Consider the following 20641-nt stretch of genomic DNA (forward strand, 5'->3'; position numbering starts at 1 on the left):
GATGAACCTCTCCGGTTTCGGCATCGGCGACAGCCTGGTGCGGGCGACACTCGCCATCCACCAGCCGCCGATCGGCAGCAGCACCAGCCCCGGCGCGCTCATGAAGACCTTCCATTTCGACTTCAACCCGTCCCAGCTGTCGCTCACCCGCCGGGCCCAGTGGAAGACCACGCCCACCGCAGCGGTGCGGGACGGCGCGGTACCGGAGTTCATGGGGCCCGAGCCGCGGGAGATGTCGGTGGAGATCTTCCTCGACCGCTCCGACGACCCGGACAGCAACGACGTGCGCAAGAAGGTCGAAGCGCTCTTCTCCTGCTGCGAGACGACGACCGCCAGCATCGCGGCGAAGCAGCCGTCGACGCCGTGGGTGGTCTTCGAGTGGGGTGCCTTCTCCACCGCCCGCTTCAACGCGTACGTCAGCTCCGTGGAGGCCCAGTACACCCTCTTCAACACCAACGGGATGCCGATCCGGGCCGTCTGCCAGGTCAGCCTGCACGAGATCCCGAGCAGCACGCTCGGCCAGAACCCCACCTCCGGCGCGCTCACCACCCGCCGGGTGCACCGGGTCGTGGCCGGCGACTCGCTCCAGCTCCTCGCCTGGCGCGAGTACGGCGACGCCACCGTGTGGCGCACGATCGCCGAGGCCAACGACATCGACGACCCGAAGGTGCTGACGCCCGGGGTCGAACTGATGCTGCCTGCCGCGGAAGAGGTCGGTGCCTGATGCCCGACATCGGCTTCTCCAACATCCTCACGGTGCAGATCGGCGGCGCCAAGCTGAAGTCCCCGGAGGACAAGAAACTGGTCGCGGGCCGGGTCGACTTCGGCGCGGGGGTGCCCGGCGCGTTCCAGCTCACCTTCCGTGACGACAGGAAGGACATCCTCGCCAAGCTGAGCGTCGAGATCGGTGTGCCCGTGGTCATCGCGCCCCTTGCCGACGGCAAGGGCACCCCGATGATCACCGGCGAGGTCACCGCGCTGGAGACCGACTACGACCGCACCGGCACGTTCACCGTCATCCGGGGTTACGACAAGGGCCACCGCATGCTGCGGCAGCGCAGGGTCGCGGCGTACCGGAACAAGACCGCCACCGAGATCGCCGTCGAACTGGCGCGCAAGAGCGGCATTCCGGTGGGCCGCACCACCCGGACCAAGGGGCAGTACGAGTTCATCAGCCAGGCCAACGTCACCGACTGGGACTTCGTCCAGCGGCTCGCGGACGAGAACGAGATGGTGATGTCCATCAACTCCCAGGGCAGATTCCAGTTCGTCAAGCGGCAACAGGCCGCGTCGGCCCCTGCGGAGAGTCTGCCGAGCAAGCAGAGCGCGCTCCTGCTGACGGGCGGAGAGGACATCCTGCGCTGCCGCGCGGCGGTCACCTCGGCCGACCAGGTGACCGCGGTCGAGGCGCGGGGCTGGAACGTCACCACCAAGCAGCCGCTGGTCTCCAAGGCGCCCGCGCTGGACAACCCGGGCTTCGCCATCGGGATGCGGCCCTCCGCGGCGTCCAAGAAGTTCGGCAAGGCCGAACTCGTCGAGACCGGCACGCCCTACGACAAGCTCGACGAGGTCAAGCACGCCGCCGACGCCCTGGCGGACGACGTGACCTCCGCCTTCGCCGAGGTGGAGATCACGGCGCGTGGCAACACCGCACTGCGTCCGGGCGTGGCCGTCACCCTCAAGGACGTCGGCAAGCCCTTCCAGGGCAAGTACACGGTCACCGCCGCCCGCCACACCTTCGGCGACCAGGAGCACTACCAGACGTTCCTGCACGTCAGCGGGCGCCAGTGGCGTTCGCTGTACGGGCTCACCTCCGGAGGCGGCGGGGCGGGTCCGGCCAGGCTGCCGAGCGTCGCCAATGCCCTGGTCACCGACATCAAGGACCCGTTGCGGCAGGGCAGGGTCAAGCTGACGTTCCCGTGGCTGGACGACATGTACGTCAGCGACTGGACCCGGACCGTCCAACTCGGCGGGGCCAAGGGCGGCAGCATGATCTCCCCGGACGTCGACGACGAGGTGCTGGTGGCGTTCGACCGCGGCGCGCTGGACCACCCGTACGTCATCGGCGGCCTGTACAACGGCGTCGACAAGCCGGACCCCGTCGACGTGCCCGTGTACGACCCGACGCGCGGCAAGGTCACCCGGCGCACTCTGTCCGACCGCAGCAACAACCGGATCGACCTGCTCGACCAGAGTGTCGGCCTCAAGCGCGGGGTGCGGCTCTCCACCGGCGACGACCGGCTCACCATCAATCTGGACCGGACGAAGACCGAGATCGTCGTGGACAGCAAGGGAAAGGTCTCCATCAGAGGGTCCGCCGCCGTGGCCATCAACGCGGGCGGCAATCTCTCGCTGAACGCGGTGGGTTCCGTGACGATCCGCAGCGGCGGCCTGATGAACATCAACGCGGGGACCACCCTCTCCGTGAACTCGGGCGGCGTCGCGTCCGTGGCCGCCGGTGGGGCGCTCACCATGAGGGCCGGTGCGGCCATGTCCTTGACGGCGGGGGTCTCCCTGCAGATGACCGCCGCCATCAACATCGGGCTGCAAGCGGCCACGATCAAGTCCACCGGCCTCCTCACCTCCAACCTGAAGCCGGTGCTGACAGTGGGAGGCGTCTGATGGCCGAACAGTTCGTCGGCTCCGGATGGGCGTTCCCGCTGCGCATCAGCCCCACCGGCGGCATCGCGCTGGTCAGCGGGGAACGCGAGGTCGAGGAGGCCATCAGGCTCGTCCTCTCCACCGCGCCCGGCGAACGGCCGATGCGCCCCGAGTTCGGCTGTGCCATCCACGACATGGTCTTCGCCCCCGTCAACGAGGCCACCGCGGGGCGGATCCAGCACGAGGTGCACAGTTGCCTGGACCGCTGGGAACCGCGCATCGAGGTGGATGACGTCGCGGTGACGGCCGGCGCGGAAGAAGGTGTGCTCTTCATCGACGTCCGCTACTCGATCACGGGCACCAACAACCCGCGCAGCCTGGTCTTCCCGTTCTACGTGATCCCCTCCCACGACGGGCCCGAGGGGTCCGGCACGCCCGACGAGCACCTTGGAAGCGACCGCTGATGGCCCTGCCCTCCCCGAACCTCGACGACCGGCGCTTCCAGCAGTTCGTCGACGATGCCAAGCGCTACATCCAGCAACGTGCCCCCGAGTGGACCGACCACAACGTCTCCGACCCGGGCGTGACCCTCGTCGAGACCGTCGCCCACATGGCCGATCAGATCGTGTACCGGCTCAATCGGGTGCCCGAGAAGAACCACCTCGCGTTCCTGGACCTCATCGGGATCACGCTCTTCCCCCCATCCGCGGCGCGCGCCGATGTCACGTTCTGGCTGTCGGCACCGCAACAGCAGCCCGTCGTGCTGGCGACGGGCACCGAGGTCGCCACGGTCCGTACCCAGACCGAGGACGCGGTGGTGTTCGCCACCGAGCGCGAACTGACCGTGGTCCCCTGTGCGTTGTCGTACCTCGTGGTCCAGCGGGCCGAACAGGAACCGGCCGACCGCACCTCGGACCTCGCCGCGTCCAAGGACGTGCACTGCTTCACGGAGGCTCCGCGCCCCGGCGACCGCATGCTCTTCGGGCTCAGCGCCGCCGTACCCGACTGCGTGGTCGTCCTGGAACTCGACAGCCAGGTGGACGGTGTCGGGGTCGACCCCCGGCAGCCGCCGCTCGTCTGGGAGGCGTGGACCGCCGACGGCTGGGCCGGCTGTGACGTGGACCGGGACACCACCGGCGGACTCAACCGCCCCGGCGAGGTGGTGCTGCACGTCCCCGGCGGCCACGCTCTCTCCCGCACCGGGCGGCGCGAGGCGGGCTGGTTGCGCTGCCGGGTCACCGAGCCGGACGAGGGCCAGCCCTTCTACACCACGTCGCCCACCATCCGCTCCGCCGAGGCGTTCAGCATCGGCGGCAGCACCGGCGTCGTGCACGCCGAGACGGTCCGGGACGAAGCGCTGGGGGAGGCCACCGGCCTGCCCGGCCACCGGCTGCGGCTGGCCAACAGCCCCGTCGTCGGAGACGCGCAGCCGCTGCTGCTCCAGATCGCCGAGCGTGACGGATGGGTCGACTGGGAGACCGTCGGCCACTTCGCCGCCTCGGGTCCCGACGACCGGCACATCACCCTGGACGCGACCACCGGTGAGATCGCCTTCGGTCCGTCCGTGCGCGAACCGGACGGCACCCTGCGCCAGTACGGGGCCGTACCGCCCAAGGGGGCGCCCATTCGGGCCCGCCGCTACCGCACAGGTGGAGGGAAAGGAGGCAACGTCGCCCGGCGCGCCATCCAGGTGCTGCGTGACTCCATCCCGTACGTCTCCGACGTCGTCAACCGGGAGGCCGCGCGGGGCGGGGTCGACGGTGAGACCGTCGAGGAGGCGAAGGTCAGGGCGCCCATCACGCTGGGTGGTCAGGACCGCGCCGTGACCCTGCGGGACTACGAGGAACTGGCGCGCCGCGCGGCGCCCGAGACCGCGCGCATCACCTGCCTCGCGGCCGACCCGGACGAGCACGGCGCGCACGCCGTACGGGTGCTGGTCGTCCCGCAAGCCGTGTCCGACCCGGGCGGCCGGCTGCGCTTCGAACAACTCGTACCGGGCGACGCCCTGCTGGCGCGCATCACCCGGTACCTGGACGAGCGTCGTCTGATCGGCACCCGGCTGGCGGTCGGGCCGCCGTTCTACCAGGGGGTGACGGTCGTCGCGACGGTGCACGCCTTCCGCGGCACCGACACCGACCGGGTCAGACGGCAGGCGCATGACGCCCTGTACCGCCATCTCGACCCGCTGACCGGGGGAGCGCACGGCACGGGCTGGCCCTTCGGCCGCCCGGTGCAGGCGGGCGAGGTGTTCGCGGTGCTGCAACGGGTGCCCGGCGTCGAGCTGGTGGACGAGGTACTGCTGCACCCCGCCGACCCGCTCAGCGGCAAGCGCGGCGACCCCACGGACCGGATCGACCTCGAACCCTCCGCGCTCGCCTTCTCGTTCGACCACCGCGTCCGGGTGATAGGGGACGCGTCGTGAGCCCCGCCGGAAGCATGCGCGGCGCCGTCGACGGACTCGCCTCCTCGGCCCCGCTGGCGTTGATGCTGCCGGCGGTGTTCGCCGACGACGATCTCGCCCAGCGCTTCGTCGCGGGTCTCGACGAGACCCTCGCGCCGCTGCACAACGTGCTCGACTGCCTGGACGCCTACTTCACCCCGTCGCTCGCGCCCGCGGACTTCACCCGCTGGCTGGGCACGTGGGTGGGCGCGGAGACCGAAGGTACGGAGACGGCCGGTGCGGAGACGGCCGGCGTGGAGACGGCCGGCGTGGAGACGACGGTCGCGCTGCGCGCCGCGGTGACCGCCGCCGTGCGGCTTCACCGCATTCGCGGCACCCGGCGCGGACTGTCCGAGGCGATCCGGCTCGCCTTCGGCGTGGAGCCGGAGATCACCGAGAGCGGCGCCGCCGCCTGGGACGCCGGGCCCATGGGCCCGGTCCCCGGCGAGAGCCGCCCGTTTCTGCACGTCACCGTGCGACTGCCGGAGCCCGGCCCCGCGGTCGAGCACCGGCTGGAGCGCCTCGTAGCGGCAGCCTGCCCCGCCCATATGCCTTACACGGTCCAGGTGACCGCCGCCGAAAGGACTCCCGACAGGTGACCAGTCAGCAGGCTTCCCCGTCCACCCCGCCGTCTTCAGCGGCCGGTGACGCCCCGGGGGACACGGCACGTCACTGTGCCGAATGCGGCACGCGGCCGACTCCGGGGCAGTCCTTCTGCGACGGCTGCGGCGCGGTACTGGGCTGGATCCCGGACCGTGAGGAACGGGACGCCGCGAGTGCGGCAGACCGGCAGCGCGGCGCGGACACTCCGGGCGCCTCGGAGCCGGAGGAGGGGACGCCGCCCGACGCGGACACCGACGCGGACACCGACGCGAATACCGACGCGGACACCGGCGCCGACTCCGATACCGGCCCCGGTGCCGTCGCCAGGGGCACGGGTCCGGTGCGGGGACCCGTAGCGGTACGCGCAGGCACCGATGCGCCGGCGGTGGTGCCCGACGGGGACGACGGCCCGCCCACGATCCCGGCGGACCCCGTCGCGCCGGCCGCCTCCCCCGCGGCCGCGACCCCGGACCCGGACGCGAGCGCGCGGGCCAGGGCGCTGCTCGTTCCGGTCGCCGACCAGCGCGCCGCCGCCCCGGCACCGGACGTCGCGCCGGTCCTGCCCGGCGTGCCCGCCGCGGCCCGCCCCCGGGTCCAGGCCCCCAGCGCCGAGCCGGCCGACGAGACCGGCGCCCCGTGCCCCTGGTGCGAGGTCGGCAACCGCCCCGACCGGCACTTCTGCCGGCGCTGCGGCATGTCCCTCGCGGAGCGTCCCGGCGTCCCGGCAGCCCGGCGTCCCTGGTGGCGCCGGATGTGGGAGTTCGGCAACCGTCCGGCGCCGTGGGCGGGCGAGCGCCCGAGGCTGCGCCGGGGCATCGGCCGCGTCTTCCCCTGGATCGCGTACGGCCTGGCGCTCGGGCTGGTGATCTACGCGGCGCTCAACGTGGGTACGGCGTGGAACGCGACGCGCGACCACTTCGCGAAGCGGGTCCAGGTCACCCCGGATTCCGCGGCGGCGTCCCATACCTTCGCCGGCCACCCGCCGAAGGCGCTCTTCGACAAGATCAACAACAGTTGGTGGGGCCCCGGCGTCTCGCAGTCCGCCGAGGGCGAGTGGGTCGAGGCGCGCTTCCGGGAACCCACCCGGCTGCTGAACATCCTCATCACGGCCGGGATCTCCACCAAGGCTTCCGACCTCACCGAGGCCGCCCTGCCGCACGCTCTGGACGCGGTCGTCACCACGGCCGACGGGAAGCAGACCACCCGCCGCATCACCCTCGACCAGGTGAGCGGCCCACAGCAGCGGAAGTTCCGGGCGGACAACGTCGTCAGCGTGCGGTTCGTCATCCGCTCGGCGTTCAACGCGGGCCCCGACAAGCAGGTTTCGATCGCCGAGATCGAGTTCTTCACCCGCGCCACCAACAGCGGAACGTAGCGCCCTCAGACGACCAGGCCCCTGACGCGCAGCCAGGGGACGGGGGAGATGTCGGACCCGAAGGCGGGGCCGGTGCGCATCTCGAAGTGCAGATGCGGCCCGGTGGCGTTGCCGGTCGCGCCGGACCAGCCGATGAGCGTGCCGCCCTGGACGCTCTGGCCGACGACGGCCTTCACCTCGGAGAGGTGGGCGTACTGGCTGTACATACCGTCCTGGTGGCGGATGACGACCTGGTTGCCGTACTCGCCGTCGGCCCCGGCCGCGACGACCTCGCCGGGGCCGACGGCCTTGACCGGCGTTCCGGTGGGCACCACGAAGTCGATGCCCGTGTGCACGCCGGTGGACCAGGCAGAGCCCCGCTGGTGGTACGGGGTGCCGACCGGCCCCTCGACGGGCAGGGTCCAGCCGCCGGACACGTCGCCGCCGACCGGGACGACCATCTGGGAGGAGGACCGTGTGACGGCCGCGACGTACGCATACGTCTCGCCGTCCACTCCACTGGCGCGCGGCACACCGCCGTACTCCTCCACCGCCTTCCACCCCAGGCGGTATCCGGCCAGGGCGAGTTCCAGCGTAGTGCCCCGGTAGCCGGGGTGCCGCTTCGCGGTCCGCAGGAGCGCGCACATCTTCCTGCCCTGCGACGGTATGGCGTCCGCCGGATCCAGGACGTCCTTGACGCCGTCGTGATCGCCGTCGATGCCCTCGGCCGCCCAGTCGGCGTCGGAGAACTGCGCTATGCCCCTGGTGAGGGGCCGTCGGGCCGTGGAGGGACTCGCCTTGGCCCGTTTCCCACCGGCCCTGCCGTCCGCCGCCCGTTGCTCGTCGGTCCGTGGGTCCGTCAGCGAGCCCTCGCCGTCGGCCGACCCGCTCGACTCGCCGGCCGCGACCGAACTGGCCCTGGGATTGAAGTTGCTCTCCTGCTTCAACTGGGCGGCCAGCACCGGCGCGGTGAGCAGCTTCTCGCCGCAGTGGGCCGCGGCATCGCGCAGGAGCTTCGCGTAGCCGAGGGGAACGCCCACGTCCCCCGCCTTCAGCTCGACGCCCGTCGGCGCGGGGGCGTCTCCGCCGGCTGCCTCGCTGTCGTCCGCGGTCCCTAGCAGCAACGTCCCGAGCCCGATCGATAACGGCGTCACCACGGCGCCGACGATGACCGGCACCATCCAACGAGCGATCCTCACAGGCCCGACTCTCCCCACTCGACCGTCGCGGTGCGGCTCACTATGCCATCCGCCGGAGGCCGGCCCGCCGGCCGCCCGCGCCGCCGGCCGGGTCCCGGCGCGGGCCCTCCAGGGAGGTGTGGGAGCGTGAGCGGGTGAGCGAGATGACGGCCAAGACCCTGCAATACCGCGTTGACGGGCCAGAAGACGCACCGACCCTGATATTGGGCCCCGCCCTCGGCACCACCTGGCACATGTGGGACCGCCAGCTGCCCGACCTGACCCGCCAGTGGCGGGTCCTGCGCTACGACCTGCCCGGCCACGGGGGTGCGCCCGCCGACCCCGCGACCTCGGTCGCCGACCTGGCGGACCGGCTGCTCGCCACCCTCGACCTCCTCGGCATCGACCGGTTCGGCTACGCGGGCTGCTCCCTCGGCGCGGCCGTCGGCGTCCGGATCGCGCTGGCGCGCCCCGACCGGGTCGCGGCGCTGGCCCTCGTCTCCGCCGCCGCCCGGCACGGCACCGCCGACGCCTGGCGGCAGCGCGGTGTCATCGTGCGGGCCAACGGTCTCGGGCAGTTCTCCCACACCGTCCCCGAGCGCTGGTTCACCGACGGCTACCGGGCCGCCCAAGGCGCCATCGTCGAATGGGCCGTGCAGATGGTGCGCACCACCGACGCGGAGTGCTACATCGCCGCCTGCGAGGCGCTGGCTGCGCACGACGTACGCGACGAGCTGGGCCGGATCACCGTCCCGACCCTGGTGGTGGCCGGCGCGGACGACCCCGCGACGCCGCCCGCCGACGCCCGCGTCCTGGTCGCCGGGATCCCCGACGCCCGGCTCGCCGTGGTGCCCGCCGCCTCCCACCTCACCCCCGTGGAGCAGCCCGCGGCCGTCGGGGAGCTGCTGGTACGGCACTTCGGCGCCACCTGGACCGAGTCCGCCGTCGCCTCCACCACCGCCGTGCTCCAGGCCCCGCCCGCCCCGCCGGCCGCGGAACAGCCCACCGCGGTGCCCGCGGGCCGCGTCGACCCGTACGACGAGGGTTCGCTGATCCGCAGGGAGGTCCTGGGCGACGCGCATGTCGACCGGGCCGCCGCGGGGGCGGACGCCTTCACCGGGGACTTCGAGGAGTTCATCACCCGCTACGCCTGGGGAGAGGTGTGGGCGCGCCCCGGCCTGGACCGGCGCACCCGCAGCATCATCACGCTGACGGCGCTGACCGCCCGCGGGCACCTCGACGAGCTCGCCTCCCACACCCGCGCGGCGCTGCGCAACGGCCTCACGCCCGCCGAGATCAAGGAGACGCTGCTGCACACGGGCGTCTACTGCGGACTGCCGGCGGCGAACGCCGCCTTCGCGGTCGCGCAGCGCGTGATCCAGGAGGAGACGTCCGTCGGCGGCCCCGCCGGTGATCATCCGCGATGATGGTTCCCTGACGACCTGGTGACGACCCGGTGCACGTCGATATCGCTGATCACGTTCCGAGGAGCAGAGGAGCAACAGTGAAGCTGACCAAGAAGGGCCACGCCTGCGTCAGGCTGGAGAAGGACGGGCAGGTGCTCGTCATCGATCCCGGCGCCTTCACGGAGGAGGACGCCGCGGTCGGCGCCGAGGCGATCCTCATCACCCACGAGCACATCGACCACTTCAACGAGGACCGGCTGCGCCTCGCCCTGGACGCCAACCCGGCCGCCCAGGTCTGGACCCTCAAGAGCGTCGCCGACCAGGTGTCGGCGGCCTTCCCCGGCCGGGTGCACACCGTCGGCGAGGGCGACACCTTCACCGCGGCGGGCTTCGACATCGAGGTGCACGGCCAACTGCACGCCGTGATCCACCCGGACATCCCGCGGATCGCCAACCAGGGCTACGTGGTCGACGGCTCGGTCTTCCACCCCGGTGACGCCCTGACGGTCCCCGACCGTCCCGTCGACACCCTGCTGCTCCCGCTGCAGGCCCCCTGGAGCAAGCTCTCCGAGGTCGTCGACTACCTGCGCGAGGTGAAGCCGCAGCGCGCCTTCGACGTCCACGACGGGCTGCTCAACGACATCGCGTTCATGATCTACGGCCGGATGCTCGGCCCCGACGGCCCCGGCATCGGCGGCGGCGAACACCGCCGGCTGGTCCCGGGCGAATCCGTCGAACTGGGCTGACGGCACGATCTGCGCGCACCGCCCCGGGGCAGCCCTGGGCGGGTGCGCGCGGGCACGTCCGGGGCGGGTCCGGGGCGGTTGTCGGTGCCGGGCGGTAGATTCGGATCCATGCGCATCGCCACCTGGAACGTCAACTCGATCACCGCCCGTCTGCCGCGCCTGCTCGCCTGGCTGGAGAGCACCGGCACGGATGTGCTGTGCCTCCAGGAGACCAAGTGCTCGCTGGAGCAGTTCCCCTTCGACGAGCTGCGCGAGCTCGGCTACGAGGCGGCCGTCAACGCCACCGGCCGGTGGAACGGCGTGGCGCTGCTGTCGAAGGCCGGCCTGGAGGACGTCGTGACCGGGCTGCCCGGCGGCCCCGGGTACGAGGGTGTGGAGGAGCCCCGCGCGGTCTCCGCCACCTGCGGCGGGGTCCGGGTCTGGTCGGTGTACGTGCCCAACGGCCGCGAGGTCGCGCACGAGCACTTCGCCTACAAGCTGCAGTGGTTCGAGGCGCTGCGCGCCGCCGTCGCCGAGGACGCCGCAGGCCCGCGGCCCTTCGCGGTGCTGGGTGACTACAACGTCGCGCCCACCGACGAGGACGTGTGGGACCTGTCCCAGTTCGAGGGCGCCACCCACGTCACCCCCGAGGAGCGCGCCGCCCTGGCGGCGCTGCGCGAGGCGGGTCTGACGGACGTGGTGCCGCGTCCGCTCAAGTACGACCGCCCGTACACCTACTGGGACTACCGCCAGCTGGGCTTCCCGAAGAACCGGGGCATGCGCATCGACCTGGTCTACGGCAACGAGGCCTTCGCCAAGGCGGTCACCGACTCGTACGTCGACCGCGAGGAGCGCAAGGGCAAGGGCGCCTCCGACCACGCCCCGGTCGTCGTCGACCTCACCGTCTGACCGCACAACAGCCGGCACCGCACAGCAGCCGGCACCGCACAGCAGCCTGCACAGCACCCGGCACCTCACAGCACCGCACCGCACAGCACCGCATTACGAGGCGTAGGGCCGGGCCCGGGACCGCATACAACCTGTCGTTCCCGCGCCCGCCCGCCGCCCCGTACGCTCGGCGCTCATGAGCACCGTTGACCTGCCCTCCGCCAGCTTCGCCGTCCGCGTTCCCGACGCCGAGCTGGAGCCCGAGCCGCTCGATCCGGACCAGATCGTGTCGGGCACGCCCGAGGTCACCGGCAAGGTGCTCTGGGAGTCGGCCGACGGGACCCGGCTGCGGGGGATTTGGCAGATCACCCCGGGCGTGGTGACCGACACCGAGGCCGACGAGATGTTCGTCGTGGTCAGCGGCCGGGCCACCGTCGAGGTGGCGGGCGGCGACACGCTCGAACTCGGCCCCGGCGTTGTCTGCGTCCTGCGCGAGGGGGACCGGACGACCTGGACGGTGCACGAGACGCTGCGCAAGGCCTACGCGATCGGCTGCTGACCCACCGCCCCGGAACACCCGCGGGGCAGGCGCGCCTGTAGAAGTCCGACCGCCCCGGGTGCGACGCTGAGCCGTATGGACATCCCCTTCCTGGACAAGTGGCGCAAGCGGAACGCGGTGGCGCACGGGGTCGCGGTCCGGGTCGGCGACCCGGACGCGGCGGGCGTGGCCGAATTGCTGGCGGAGTGCGATCTGCTGCGCGCCCAGGCACAGGACGCCGGGGTCGAACTCGACGACTCGCCCGGCTCGTTGACGGCTCTCGACCAGTTGGTGCCGCAGTGGCGCGACGACCCCGAGGTGCTGCCCTGGCTCGGCAACGATGCCGGTCTGTACCTCGGCACCGTCATCGTCCGCACCGTGCCGGGCGCCGCCTGGCAGGTGTGGCCGAACGGCCTGCCGGTGGTCAAGCTGGAGTCGGGCCGCGAGGTCGACGTGGTCGCGATCGGCCACGAATGGGCCGAGAGCGGCACGCCCGAGCTGTCCCAGACACTCGCCGAGGCGTCCGAGAACTGACGGCCCGCCGTCACCCGAACTGATGGACCGCGCCACCGGAATGCGACGGCAGGCAGGCGTGTCCGGCGCGCAATGACGCCTCCGCGCCCGGCCGTACGGTGCATGATGTCGGAAACGCACCAGTTGATCAGCTCGGTACCGGAGGCGCGACGTGGACTCCCTGCAGCAGATGCCGAATATCGGAGCGGTCCTTGCCGACCGCTTGCGCCGCGGCGGCGTCGAGGACGCCGGCGAACTGCGCCGGCTCGGCGCCGGCCGTGCCTTCGAGAAGATCCGCGAGGACCTTCCCGAGGACACCTGCACGCACACCCTGCTCGCCCTCGAAGGCGCGATCCGCGGCACCCGCTGGACCGCCATCCCGCAGACCGAACGCGACACCCTCGTCAACCGGGTCCTGGGCTGACCCGGGGACGCACCCGACCGGCCCGATCCCGCGCCGACCGACCCTGCGCCGACCGACCCCGCGCCGACCGACCCTGCGCCGACCGATCCCGCGCCGACCGACCCCGCGCCGGCCGGCCCGGCACACACCGCACCCGCGCCGACCGGACCCGCGCCGCTCAGCGGCGCGGGCCGTCGGCGACCGCGCGCGCCGCAAATCGGGTTATTGGCGGCGGTCTGCGTGTCGGCGCGATATGCGGATTTGAAGGGATAGGTTGCCCATTCGTTGACTGTCCGACGGGGTGAGAGTGAGCTGGGCTGCGCATGGATCCACTGATCGTGCTGAGCGGTGTCAACAAGCACTTCGGACAGTTGCATGTGCTGCGGGACATCGACCTGACCATCGGCCGCGGCGAGGTCGTGGTCGTCATCGGTCCTTCGGGTTCCGGCAAGTCCACGCTGTGCCGGGCGATCAACCGACTGGAGCCGGTCGAGTCGGGCACCATCACCATCGACGGGCAGCCGCTGCCCTCCGAGGGCAAGGAACTGGCGAAGCTGCGCGCGGACGTCGGCATGGTGTTCCAGTCCTTCAACCTCTTCGCGCACAAGACGGTGCTGCAGAACGTGGCGCTGGCGCCGGTCAAGGTGCGCGGCCACAGCCGCGCCGAGGCCGACCGACGGGCCAGGGAACTGCTCGACCGGGTGGGCCTGCTGGCGCACGCCGACAAGTACCCCGCCCAGATGTCCGGCGGCCAGCAGCAGCGGGTGGCGATCGCCCGCGCGCTGGCGATGGACCCCAAGGCGCTGCTCTTCGACGAGCCGACCTCCGCGCTCGACCCGGAGATGATCAACGAGGTGCTGGAGGTCATGCAGCAGCTCGCCCGGGACGGCATGACGATGGTCGTCGTCACCCATGAGATGGGCTTCGCCCGCTCCGCCGCCAACCGGGTCGTGTTCATGGCCGACGGCCTGATCGTCGAGGACCGGGTCCCGGAGGAGTTCTTCACCGCGCCGCGCAGTGAGCGCGCCAAGGACTTCCTGTCCAAGATCCTCCACCACTGACGACCCGGGACCGCCATGCGACGCAAGAACAGGCACATCGCGCTGCTCGCCGTGGCCGCGGCCCTGCTGGCGGGCTGCGGCAAGCAGGGCAGTCCGCCCACGAAGGGCCCCAGCTCCGACGATCTGCCCACCTACAAGGTGGACACGAACTTCTCCCTCCCCGACTCGAAGACCTGGAGCTCCGCCCACCGGCGCGGCAAGATCGTCGTCGGGGTCAAGGACGACCAGCCGTACCTCGGCCAGCGCGACCCGGCCAACGGCACCTACGCCGGCTTCGACGTCGAGATCGCCCGGATGCTCGCCGCGTCGCTCGGCTTCGGCCTCGACCGGATCCAGTACAAGTCGGTGGCCTCCGCCAACCGCGAGACCGCGCTCAGCAACGGCCAGATCGACTACTACGTCGGCACGTACACGATCAACGACAAGCGCAAGCAGCAGGTCGGCTTCGCCGGCCCGTACTACGTCGCGGGCCAGGGCCTGCTGGTGCGCAAGGACGAGAACGACATCAAGGGCCCGCAGGACCTGAAGGGCAAGAAGGTCTGCTCGGCCGCCGGTTCCACCCCGATCCAGCGCATCGAGTCGGACTACCCCGACGCCATCCCCGTCACCTACGACACCTACTCCGTCTGCGTGGACAACCTGCTGACCTTCCAGGTCGACGCCGTCACCACCGACGACTCGATCCTGCTCGGCTACGCGGCCAAGGCGCCCGACGAGATGAAGCTCGTCGGCAAGGCGTTCTCCAAGGAGCCCTACGGGGTCGGGGTGGCCAGGAGCGACAACGCTCTGCGGCTCGCGCTCGACGACGCGATCGTGGCCCACGAGAAGAACGGCGACTGGAAGAAGGCGTACGACGCGACCCTCGGCCTGTCCGGGGTCCCGGCGCCCACCCCGCCCGCCGTCGACCGGTACTGAGAGGGCCGCCGCACATGAACGTACTGCTCGACAACTTCTCCCTCTACGGCAAGGGTTTCCTCGGCACCCTCGAACTGACCCTCTACGCGGGCGTGCTGGCGCTGGTCGGCGGCGTGGTCATCGCCGGCTTCCGGGTCTCGCCGGTCAAGGCGCTGCGCGTCTTCGGCACCACCTGGGTCACCGTGCTGCGCAACACCCCGCTGACCCTGCTCTTCTTCGCGGTCGTGCTGGGACTGCCGCGGTTCGGGGTGCGGCTGCCGTTCATGACCTTCGCGGTCCTCGCGCTGGCCTGCTACACCTCGGCGTTCATCTGCGAGGCGGTCAGGTCGGGCATCAACACCGTGCCGCTGGGCCAGGGCGAGGCCGCCCGCAGCCTCGGGATGACGTTCGGCCAGACCCTGAACCTGGTGGTGCTGCCGCAGGCGGGCCGCGCGGTCATCTCCCCGATCGGCTCGACACTCATCGCGCTCGCCAAGAACTCCGCGATCGCCGGCTCCTTCTCGGTCACCGAACTGCTCGGCACCTACAAGCCGCTGAACGAGCTGGGCTACAGCATCGTCTGGTCCTTCATCTGGATCGCGGTCGGCTACCTGATCATCACGCTGTCGATCAGCGTGCTCTTCAACGTGCTGGAGAAGAAGATGGGGGTCGCCCGATGAGTAGCGCGCTCTACGACATTCCTGGTCCGAAGGCGCTGGCGCGCCACCGGCTCTACGCGTGGATCACCACCGCCCTGCTGGCCGCGCTGGTCGGCTGGATCATCTACATGCTGATCCACACCGGCCAGTTCGAGTCGACCAAGTGGGTGCCGTTCGAGTACGAGGGCATCCAGCGGCTGCTGCTGACCGGGCTCGCCAACACCCTCAAGGCGTTCATCTGGGCGGCCGTTCTCTCACTCGCCTTCGGCGCGCTCTTCGCCGCCGGCCGGCTCTCCGAGCACCGGGTGATCCGCTGGGTGAGCACCCTGGTGGTGGAGTTCTTCCGGGCGATGCCGCTGCTGGTGATGATCTTCTTCATCTTCATCGCGCTCAAGGTCGAGCCGATGTTGGCGCTGATCACCGGTCTGACGCTCTACAACGGCTCGGTGCTCGCGGAGGTCTTCCGTACCGGTGTGAACTCGGTGTCGCGCGGGCAGGGCGAGGCCGCCTACGCGCTCGGCATGCGCAAGACGCAGGTGATGACGTACATCCTGGTGCCGCAGGCGGCCCGCGCGATGCTGCCCGCGATCATCAGCCAGCTGGTGGTGGCGCTGAAGGACACCTCGCTCGGCTACCTCATCACCTATGAGGAGTTCCTCTACAACGGCAAGCTCATCGCCACCAACCTCGACTACGACCTGCCGTTCATCCCGGTCGTGATGGTGATCGCACCGATCTACATCGGGATGTGCATGCTGCTGTCGTGGTTCGCGAACTGGCTGGGGCGCCGCGAACGGCACAACCCCAAGACGAAGGGCACACCGGTCGCGACGACGCCACCTCAGCAGATCTGACGCTCTGCCGCGCGTTACTGGTCGTGCAGCGGGACCGACAGCCAGGACGGGTCGGACGCCGGCGACGAGACGGTGACCGTGGAGAAGAGCGGGTTCTGCGCGATGTAGAGCGGGTCGACGGTGTCGACGACCAGCGCCAGCCGGTGGCCGGCCGGGACGTCGTAGGCGGTGGAGAGCAGGTCGATGTCGGTGGTGAAGGCCTTGCCGGGGGTGCGCCCGACCCAGGTGTAGGGCGCGTGCGTGACCAGCTTGCCGATGCCCAGGGAGTCGACGTCGTAGAGGTACGCGATGACGGTTCCGTTCGCGGCCGACGGGGTCAGCGTGGTGTGCAGCGTCGAGGTGCCGCGGACGTGCTGGGCCGTGCCGTACGCGGCGGACTGCCAGACGGTGGCGAAGGCGCGCGGCAGCAGCGGGATCGACGCGACGGGCGGGGCCTGGGCGAACTGGTCGAGCAGGCTGGACAGGAAGATGATCCCGCCGTCGGCGCCCGAGTCGACATTGGTGCCGATGGTGGTGCGCCAGCCGGAACCGGCGTCGCCGCCGAGCTCGCCGGTGCGCAGCCCCTTGGCGCCGAGCTTGAGGGTGGTGGTCCGCGACGGGACCGCGGACCAGCTGTCGTAGCTCTCGTAGGCGCCGGTGGAACGGGACTTGAGCTGGACCGGCTGCTCGTGGTCGATGCCGTTGTCCACGCCCTTGAGGTAGTGGTCGAGCCACCGCCTGGAGCTGGCCCAGGTGTCGTTGGGCAGGCCGAGCAGGCCGGTCGCCTCGGCGGTGGCGTGGTCGCCGGGCCGGAACTCGAGGCGCTTGGGGCCGGTCAGCTTCTCGTAGAACTTCGCGTACTGGTTGGGCGGGAAGAGGCTGTCGCCCCAGGCATTGGCGAGCATGACCGCCGTGCCGTTGGCGTTCAGCTGGTCCAGGTAGGTGACGGGGGAGCGGAGCTTGCCCCAGGCGATCATCTCGTCCTCGGCGGCGAGGTTCGCGGTGAGGAAGTTGCCCAGGATCTTCTGGAGTTCGGGGCTCGGCCGGCCGGTGAGGTAGCCCGCGCCGCCGAGCAGGGCGGCGGCCTGCAGATGCGGGGTACGGCCCTGGTAGATCGAGTCGATCAGATCGGCCCAGCCGCTGAGCGCGACGACGGCCTTGATGCGCGGGTCGTGCGCGGCGCCGAGCAGACCGATGCCGGCGCCGTACGAGACGCCCGCCATCCCGATGTGGTCCGGATCGGCCGGGGTGTTGGCGAGCGTCCAGTCGATGACCTTGGACACGTCGGCGACATCGGGCGGTCCCGCGGTCTCGATCTGCCCGCCGGAGAGCCAGAAGCCGCGCGAGGTGTAGCTGACGACGACGTACCCGGAGTCGGCGAGCTGCTTGGCCTGGGCGATGTACTCCAGGTCGTTGATGGCCCAGCTGCTCGGGAGCACGACGACGGGGTAGCGCTGTGAACCGTCGTAGCCGCCGGGGGTGAAGACGTTGCCCTTGAGCGTGATGCCGCCGGAGCCCGGGATGTCGACGAACCGGAAGGTCGACGCGGCCGCGGCCTGCGCGGCGGCGGTGACCACGGTGGGTGCGGGCGCGGCCTGTGCCAGCGGGGCCAGACCGAATGCCGTGGAGGCGAGCAGCGCCGCGCCGACGACACCTGCTGTGGTTGCTCTCATGACTGCTCCTGTCTGGCCGGATGCAAAGTGACTGGAGAGTAACCTCGCGGCCTTACCGCCGGTAATAGGCGTGCATGTTACGCACGGGTAACGATCTGAGGGCGGTTGGCCGCCCGTGAAACGCCGGAGGGGCACCCGGGGCAGGTGGCGGCAGGTGACGGCCCGTCGGGGCGGGTCGATCGAACGCGGGTACGTCGGACGATCTTTCGTCGAGGTCATTGACACCCGGCGCGGTTCGCGCGGAATCTGATGCTCGTCACCGTCGACACTGGGGGTACCGATGGCCCGCACCACCGTCCTGGCAGCAGCCGCACTCGGCGGGGCCCTGGCCCTCACCGCGGGCATCGCCGTCCCGGCCTCGGCCCATTCGGGCCGGCCGGGCCACTCCGGTCACGGACACGGCGTCAGCTACGCGGCGCTCGGCGACTCGTACACGTCAGGGCCCGGCATCCCCGACCAGGTGGACGCCAACTGCGCGCGGTCCAGCCACAACTACCCGTCGCTGGTCGCCGCGGACCAGCGCTTCGCGGCCGTCAAGGACGTCAGCTGCGGCGGCGCCACCACCGCCGAGATGTGGAAGCCGCAGGGCACCAACGGACCGCAGCTCGACGCCCTGAACCGCGGCACCGACCTCGTCACGCTGCAGATCGGCGGCAACGACGTCGGCTTCAGCTCGATCATCGGCACCTGCGCCGTGCTCAGCGCCACCGACCCGACCGGCAACCCCTGCCAGAAGCACTACACCGCCACCGGCAGCGACCAGCTCGCCCTCAACATCCAGCAGACGGCGCCGAAGGTCGCGGCTGTGCTGCGCGCCATCCACGCCCGCGCCCCGCACGCCCGGGTCGTCGTCGTCGGCTACCCGGACCTGCTGCCGGACAACGGCGTCGGATGCCGTCCCGCCGTCCCCTTCGCGGACAAGGACTTCGGGTACCTCAAGGACACCGAGAAGCGGCTCAACACGATGCTGCGCCGGCAGGCCGGGGCCGCGCACGCCGAGTACGTCGACACCTACCGGCCGACCGTCGGCCACGACATGTGCACGGCGCCCGCCAACCGCTGGATCGAGCCGCTGGTACCGGCCTCCCCGGCCGCGCCCGCGCACCCCAACGCCAAGGGCGAGAAGGCCATGGCCGTCGCCGTGCTCGACCGGATCGACCCGCGCTGCCGTCACCACTGACCGGGCGGCGACCGGCACCGACCTGGCCTGATCTGGCCTGTCCTGCCATGGCCTGACCTGCTCTGACCTGCTCTGGCTCGCGCCGCCGGTCTGCTTCGCCGATCATGGGCGGAAGCGGGCGGAAGCGGGCGGGCCGGCGGCGGAGGCGGGTGAACGCGGATGGCGGTGCTGATAGCCCTCGGCGCGTTCGTGATGACCCTGATCGGCGGGCTGGTCGCCCAGCACATCGGTGACCGCCGCCATCTGGTGCTGGGACTCGCCGCCGGGCTGATGCTCGGCGTGGTGGGCTTCGACCTGCTGCCCGAGGCGCTGGACCTGCAGTCCGACGACGTCTTCGGCGTCCCCGCCGCGCTGCTGATGTTCGTGGCGGGCTTCCTCACCCTGCACATCGTCGAGCGGTCGGTGGCGATCCACCGCGCGCACGAGGGCGAGTACGCCGCGCACACCCACGCCCACGGCCCGGCGTTCACCGACCCCGGTGAACCCGTCAAGGGCATCGGGCTCACCGCCGCCTCGGCGCTCGTCGGCCACAGCGTCATGGACGGCTTCGCGATCGGCGCCGCGTTCCAGGCCGGCAGCACGGTCGGCCTGGTGGTCGCCATCGCCGTGGTCGCGCACGACTTCGCCGACGGCTTCAACACGTACACGATCACCCGGATGTACGGGAACGGCCAGCGGCGCGCGCTCGTGCTGCTCGGCTGCGACGCCGTCGCCCCGGTGATCGGCGCCGCGATCACCCTCGCCTTCACCATCCCGGCGGGCGCGCTCGGCCTCTACCTCGGGTTCTTCGCCGGGTTCCTGCTCTACCTGGCGACGTCCGACATCCTCCCCGAGGCGCACAGCCCGCACCCGTCCCGCTCGACGCTGCTGTGCACGGTCGCGGGATGCGCCGTCATGTGGCTGGTGATCGGTCTGGCCGACTGACCGGAACCGTCTGCGCGGCCCGGGTCACATCGGCGACGAGCTCGACGACGTCGGGACCGTAGGCCTGCGAGTTGACGACCTTGAGCAGCAGGCAGAACGTGGCGTCGATGCCGTGCTTGCGCGACAAACGCACATGGTGCCGGGCCAGGTACCGCACGGCCGCCTGGTTGGCGACACCGCGCTGGCCGGAGGAGAGGAAGACCGGGCGGTCGTTGCCGGCGTCCCGTACGGCGGCCAGCCGGGCCAGCAGGACGTACTCGACCGCTCCCTTGTCCATCCGGTAGGTCTCGCCGTCGATGGTGAACGCCCCCTGGTCGGGCCCGGGGGAGGCGTCGGTGTTGATCTCGATGCCCGGCAGCATCGACCGCAGGTGCGCCCCCAACCGGTGGTTGGCGACCGGGCCGCCCACGCAGAACTCGGTGCGGGCCCCGAAGCCCTGCCAGGCCGTGTCGTGCGGCAGGATCTCGGCGTGCGCCCCGCAGTCCTTGATCAGCGCGGCCAGTTCCAGCAGCGCGAACGCGTCATGGCGGGCGACGCTCCACACCCGGGCCCCGGGGTCGCGCGGCACCACCAGAAGGCATTCGGAGCCGTTGGGCAGCCCGAAGAATCGCTGCTTGCGGTGCAGTTTCCGTCGCCACACATAAGTGCGGACAAACCAGCCCAGCGCTGCACTGATGGCGCTGGCCGCCAGGCCCAGCACGAGGTTGCGGACGTCATCGCTCATGGCCGGGCATCGTAGCGGTGTTCGACCGAACGCGCTCCTGACGG

21 protein-coding genes are annotated in these 20641 nt (G+C 71.3%); 18 read left to right on the plus strand and 3 right to left on the minus strand.

The window, feature by feature from the left end:
* The first annotated feature begins 1 nt into the window (after nt 1).
* The 6 genes from LNW72_RS30890 to LNW72_RS30915 are packed head-to-tail and all read left to right on the plus strand — an operon-like array spanning nt 2 to nt 7019.
* The gene (locus LNW72_RS30890; protein WP_250978357.1) at nt 2-724 is read left to right on the plus strand and encodes a LysM peptidoglycan-binding domain-containing protein; all 723 of its coding nucleotides are present in this window, start codon (nt 2-4) and stop codon (nt 722-724) included.
* Nucleotides 724-2622: a VgrG-related protein gene (locus LNW72_RS30895; RefSeq protein ID WP_250978358.1), complete on the plus strand. Its 1899-nt coding sequence runs from the start codon at nt 724-726 to the stop codon at nt 2620-2622. Before LNW72_RS30890 ends, LNW72_RS30895 begins: the two co-directional genes overlap by 1 nt.
* Nucleotides 2622-3065, plus strand: coding sequence for a GPW/gp25 family protein (locus LNW72_RS30900; RefSeq protein WP_250978359.1), 444 nt, complete (start codon nt 2622-2624; stop codon nt 3063-3065). Before LNW72_RS30895 ends, LNW72_RS30900 begins: the two co-directional genes overlap by 1 nt.
* Nucleotides 3065-5023 (plus strand): putative baseplate assembly protein, encoded by a 1959-nt coding sequence (locus LNW72_RS30905; protein ID WP_250978360.1) that lies wholly within the window; start codon nt 3065-3067, stop codon nt 5021-5023. The genes LNW72_RS30900 and LNW72_RS30905 overlap by 1 nt, the downstream gene beginning before the upstream one ends.
* A 14-nt stretch (nt 5024-5037) precedes the next feature.
* Entirely contained in the window at nt 5038-5640 is a 603-nt protein-coding gene (locus tag LNW72_RS30910) for a phage tail protein (RefSeq protein WP_250980388.1), read from the plus strand.
* The gene (locus LNW72_RS30915; protein WP_250978361.1) at nt 5637-7019 is read left to right on the plus strand and encodes a zinc ribbon domain-containing protein; all 1383 of its coding nucleotides are present in this window, start codon (nt 5637-5639) and stop codon (nt 7017-7019) included. The genes LNW72_RS30910 and LNW72_RS30915 overlap by 4 nt, the downstream gene beginning before the upstream one ends.
* Before the next feature lie 5 nt (nt 7020-7024).
* Here LNW72_RS30915 and LNW72_RS41310 read toward each other — a convergent pair whose 3' ends face one another.
* Nucleotides 7025-8197 carry a peptidoglycan DD-metalloendopeptidase family protein gene (locus LNW72_RS41310; RefSeq protein ID WP_308402057.1) on the minus strand — a complete coding sequence of 391 codons (1173 nt, stop codon included), beginning with the start codon at nt 8195-8197 and terminating at the stop codon, nt 7025-7027.
* Between the two features lie 143 nt (nt 8198-8340).
* Between LNW72_RS41310 and LNW72_RS30925 the strand changes: the two genes are divergently transcribed.
* The 10 genes from LNW72_RS30925 to LNW72_RS30970 all read left to right on the plus strand — a co-directional run bounded on the left by LNW72_RS30925 (nt 8341) and on the right by LNW72_RS30970 (nt 16117).
* Complete coding sequence (locus LNW72_RS30925) at nt 8341-9603, plus strand: alpha/beta fold hydrolase (RefSeq protein ID WP_250980389.1); 1263 nt, start codon at nt 8341-8343, stop codon at nt 9601-9603.
* A 77-nt stretch (nt 9604-9680) separates the two neighbouring features.
* Nucleotides 9681-10328, plus strand: a complete 648-nt coding sequence (locus LNW72_RS30930; protein WP_250978362.1) for an MBL fold metallo-hydrolase — start codon at nt 9681-9683, stop codon at nt 10326-10328.
* A 108-nt stretch (nt 10329-10436) separates the two neighbouring features.
* Nucleotides 10437-11216: an exodeoxyribonuclease III gene (locus tag LNW72_RS30935; RefSeq protein WP_250978363.1), complete on the plus strand. Its 780-nt coding sequence runs from the start codon at nt 10437-10439 to the stop codon at nt 11214-11216.
* Between the two features lie 175 nt (nt 11217-11391).
* On the plus strand, nt 11392-11754 hold the full coding sequence (locus LNW72_RS30940; protein WP_250978364.1) for a cupin domain-containing protein: 363 nt from the start codon (nt 11392-11394) through the stop codon (nt 11752-11754).
* Between the two features lie 75 nt (nt 11755-11829).
* Complete coding sequence (locus LNW72_RS30945) at nt 11830-12267, plus strand: DUF6278 family protein (protein WP_250978365.1); 438 nt, start codon at nt 11830-11832, stop codon at nt 12265-12267.
* 151 nt (nt 12268-12418) lie between these two features.
* On the plus strand, nt 12419-12670 hold the full coding sequence (locus LNW72_RS30950; protein WP_250978366.1) for a TfoX/Sxy family DNA transformation protein: 252 nt from the start codon (nt 12419-12421) through the stop codon (nt 12668-12670).
* A 296-nt stretch (nt 12671-12966) separates the two neighbouring features.
* Nucleotides 12967-13710 (plus strand): amino acid ABC transporter ATP-binding protein, encoded by a 744-nt coding sequence (locus LNW72_RS30955; protein ID WP_285370879.1) that lies wholly within the window; start codon nt 12967-12969, stop codon nt 13708-13710.
* A 15-nt stretch (nt 13711-13725) separates the two neighbouring features.
* Nucleotides 13726-14625 carry a glutamate ABC transporter substrate-binding protein gene (locus tag LNW72_RS30960; protein WP_250978368.1) on the plus strand — a complete coding sequence of 300 codons (900 nt, stop codon included), beginning with the start codon at nt 13726-13728 and terminating at the stop codon, nt 14623-14625.
* 14 nt (nt 14626-14639) lie between these two features.
* Nucleotides 14640-15284, plus strand: coding sequence for an amino acid ABC transporter permease (locus LNW72_RS30965; protein ID WP_250978369.1), 645 nt, complete (start codon nt 14640-14642; stop codon nt 15282-15284).
* Entirely contained in the window at nt 15281-16117 is an 837-nt protein-coding gene (locus LNW72_RS30970) for an amino acid ABC transporter permease (protein WP_250978370.1), read from the plus strand. The genes LNW72_RS30965 and LNW72_RS30970 overlap by 4 nt, the downstream gene beginning before the upstream one ends.
* Before the next feature lie 14 nt (nt 16118-16131).
* On the opposite strand, the gene LNW72_RS30975 is transcribed toward LNW72_RS30970, so the two are convergent.
* Nucleotides 16132-17769: a CocE/NonD family hydrolase gene (locus tag LNW72_RS30975; RefSeq protein ID WP_250978371.1), complete on the minus strand. Its 1638-nt coding sequence runs from the start codon at nt 17767-17769 to the stop codon at nt 16132-16134.
* Between the two features lie 280 nt (nt 17770-18049).
* Here LNW72_RS30975 and LNW72_RS30980 point away from each other — a divergent pair, with 280 nt between their 5' ends.
* Nucleotides 18050-18949: an SGNH/GDSL hydrolase family protein gene (locus LNW72_RS30980; protein WP_250978372.1), complete on the plus strand. Its 900-nt coding sequence runs from the start codon at nt 18050-18052 to the stop codon at nt 18947-18949.
* Between the two features lie 159 nt (nt 18950-19108).
* Nucleotides 19109-19873, plus strand: coding sequence for a ZIP family metal transporter (locus LNW72_RS30985; protein ID WP_250978373.1), 765 nt, complete (start codon nt 19109-19111; stop codon nt 19871-19873).
* Here LNW72_RS30985 and LNW72_RS30990 read toward each other — a convergent pair.
* Nucleotides 19842-20597: a hypothetical protein gene (locus LNW72_RS30990; protein WP_250978374.1), complete on the minus strand. Its 756-nt coding sequence runs from the start codon at nt 20595-20597 to the stop codon at nt 19842-19844. The genes LNW72_RS30985 and LNW72_RS30990 overlap by 32 nt on opposite strands.
* Nucleotides 20598-20641 lie beyond the last annotated feature (44 nt).

The sequence above is a fragment of the Streptomyces sp. RKAG293 genome, from assembly GCF_023701745.1.
GTDB lineage: Bacteria > Actinomycetota > Actinomycetes > Streptomycetales > Streptomycetaceae > Actinacidiphila.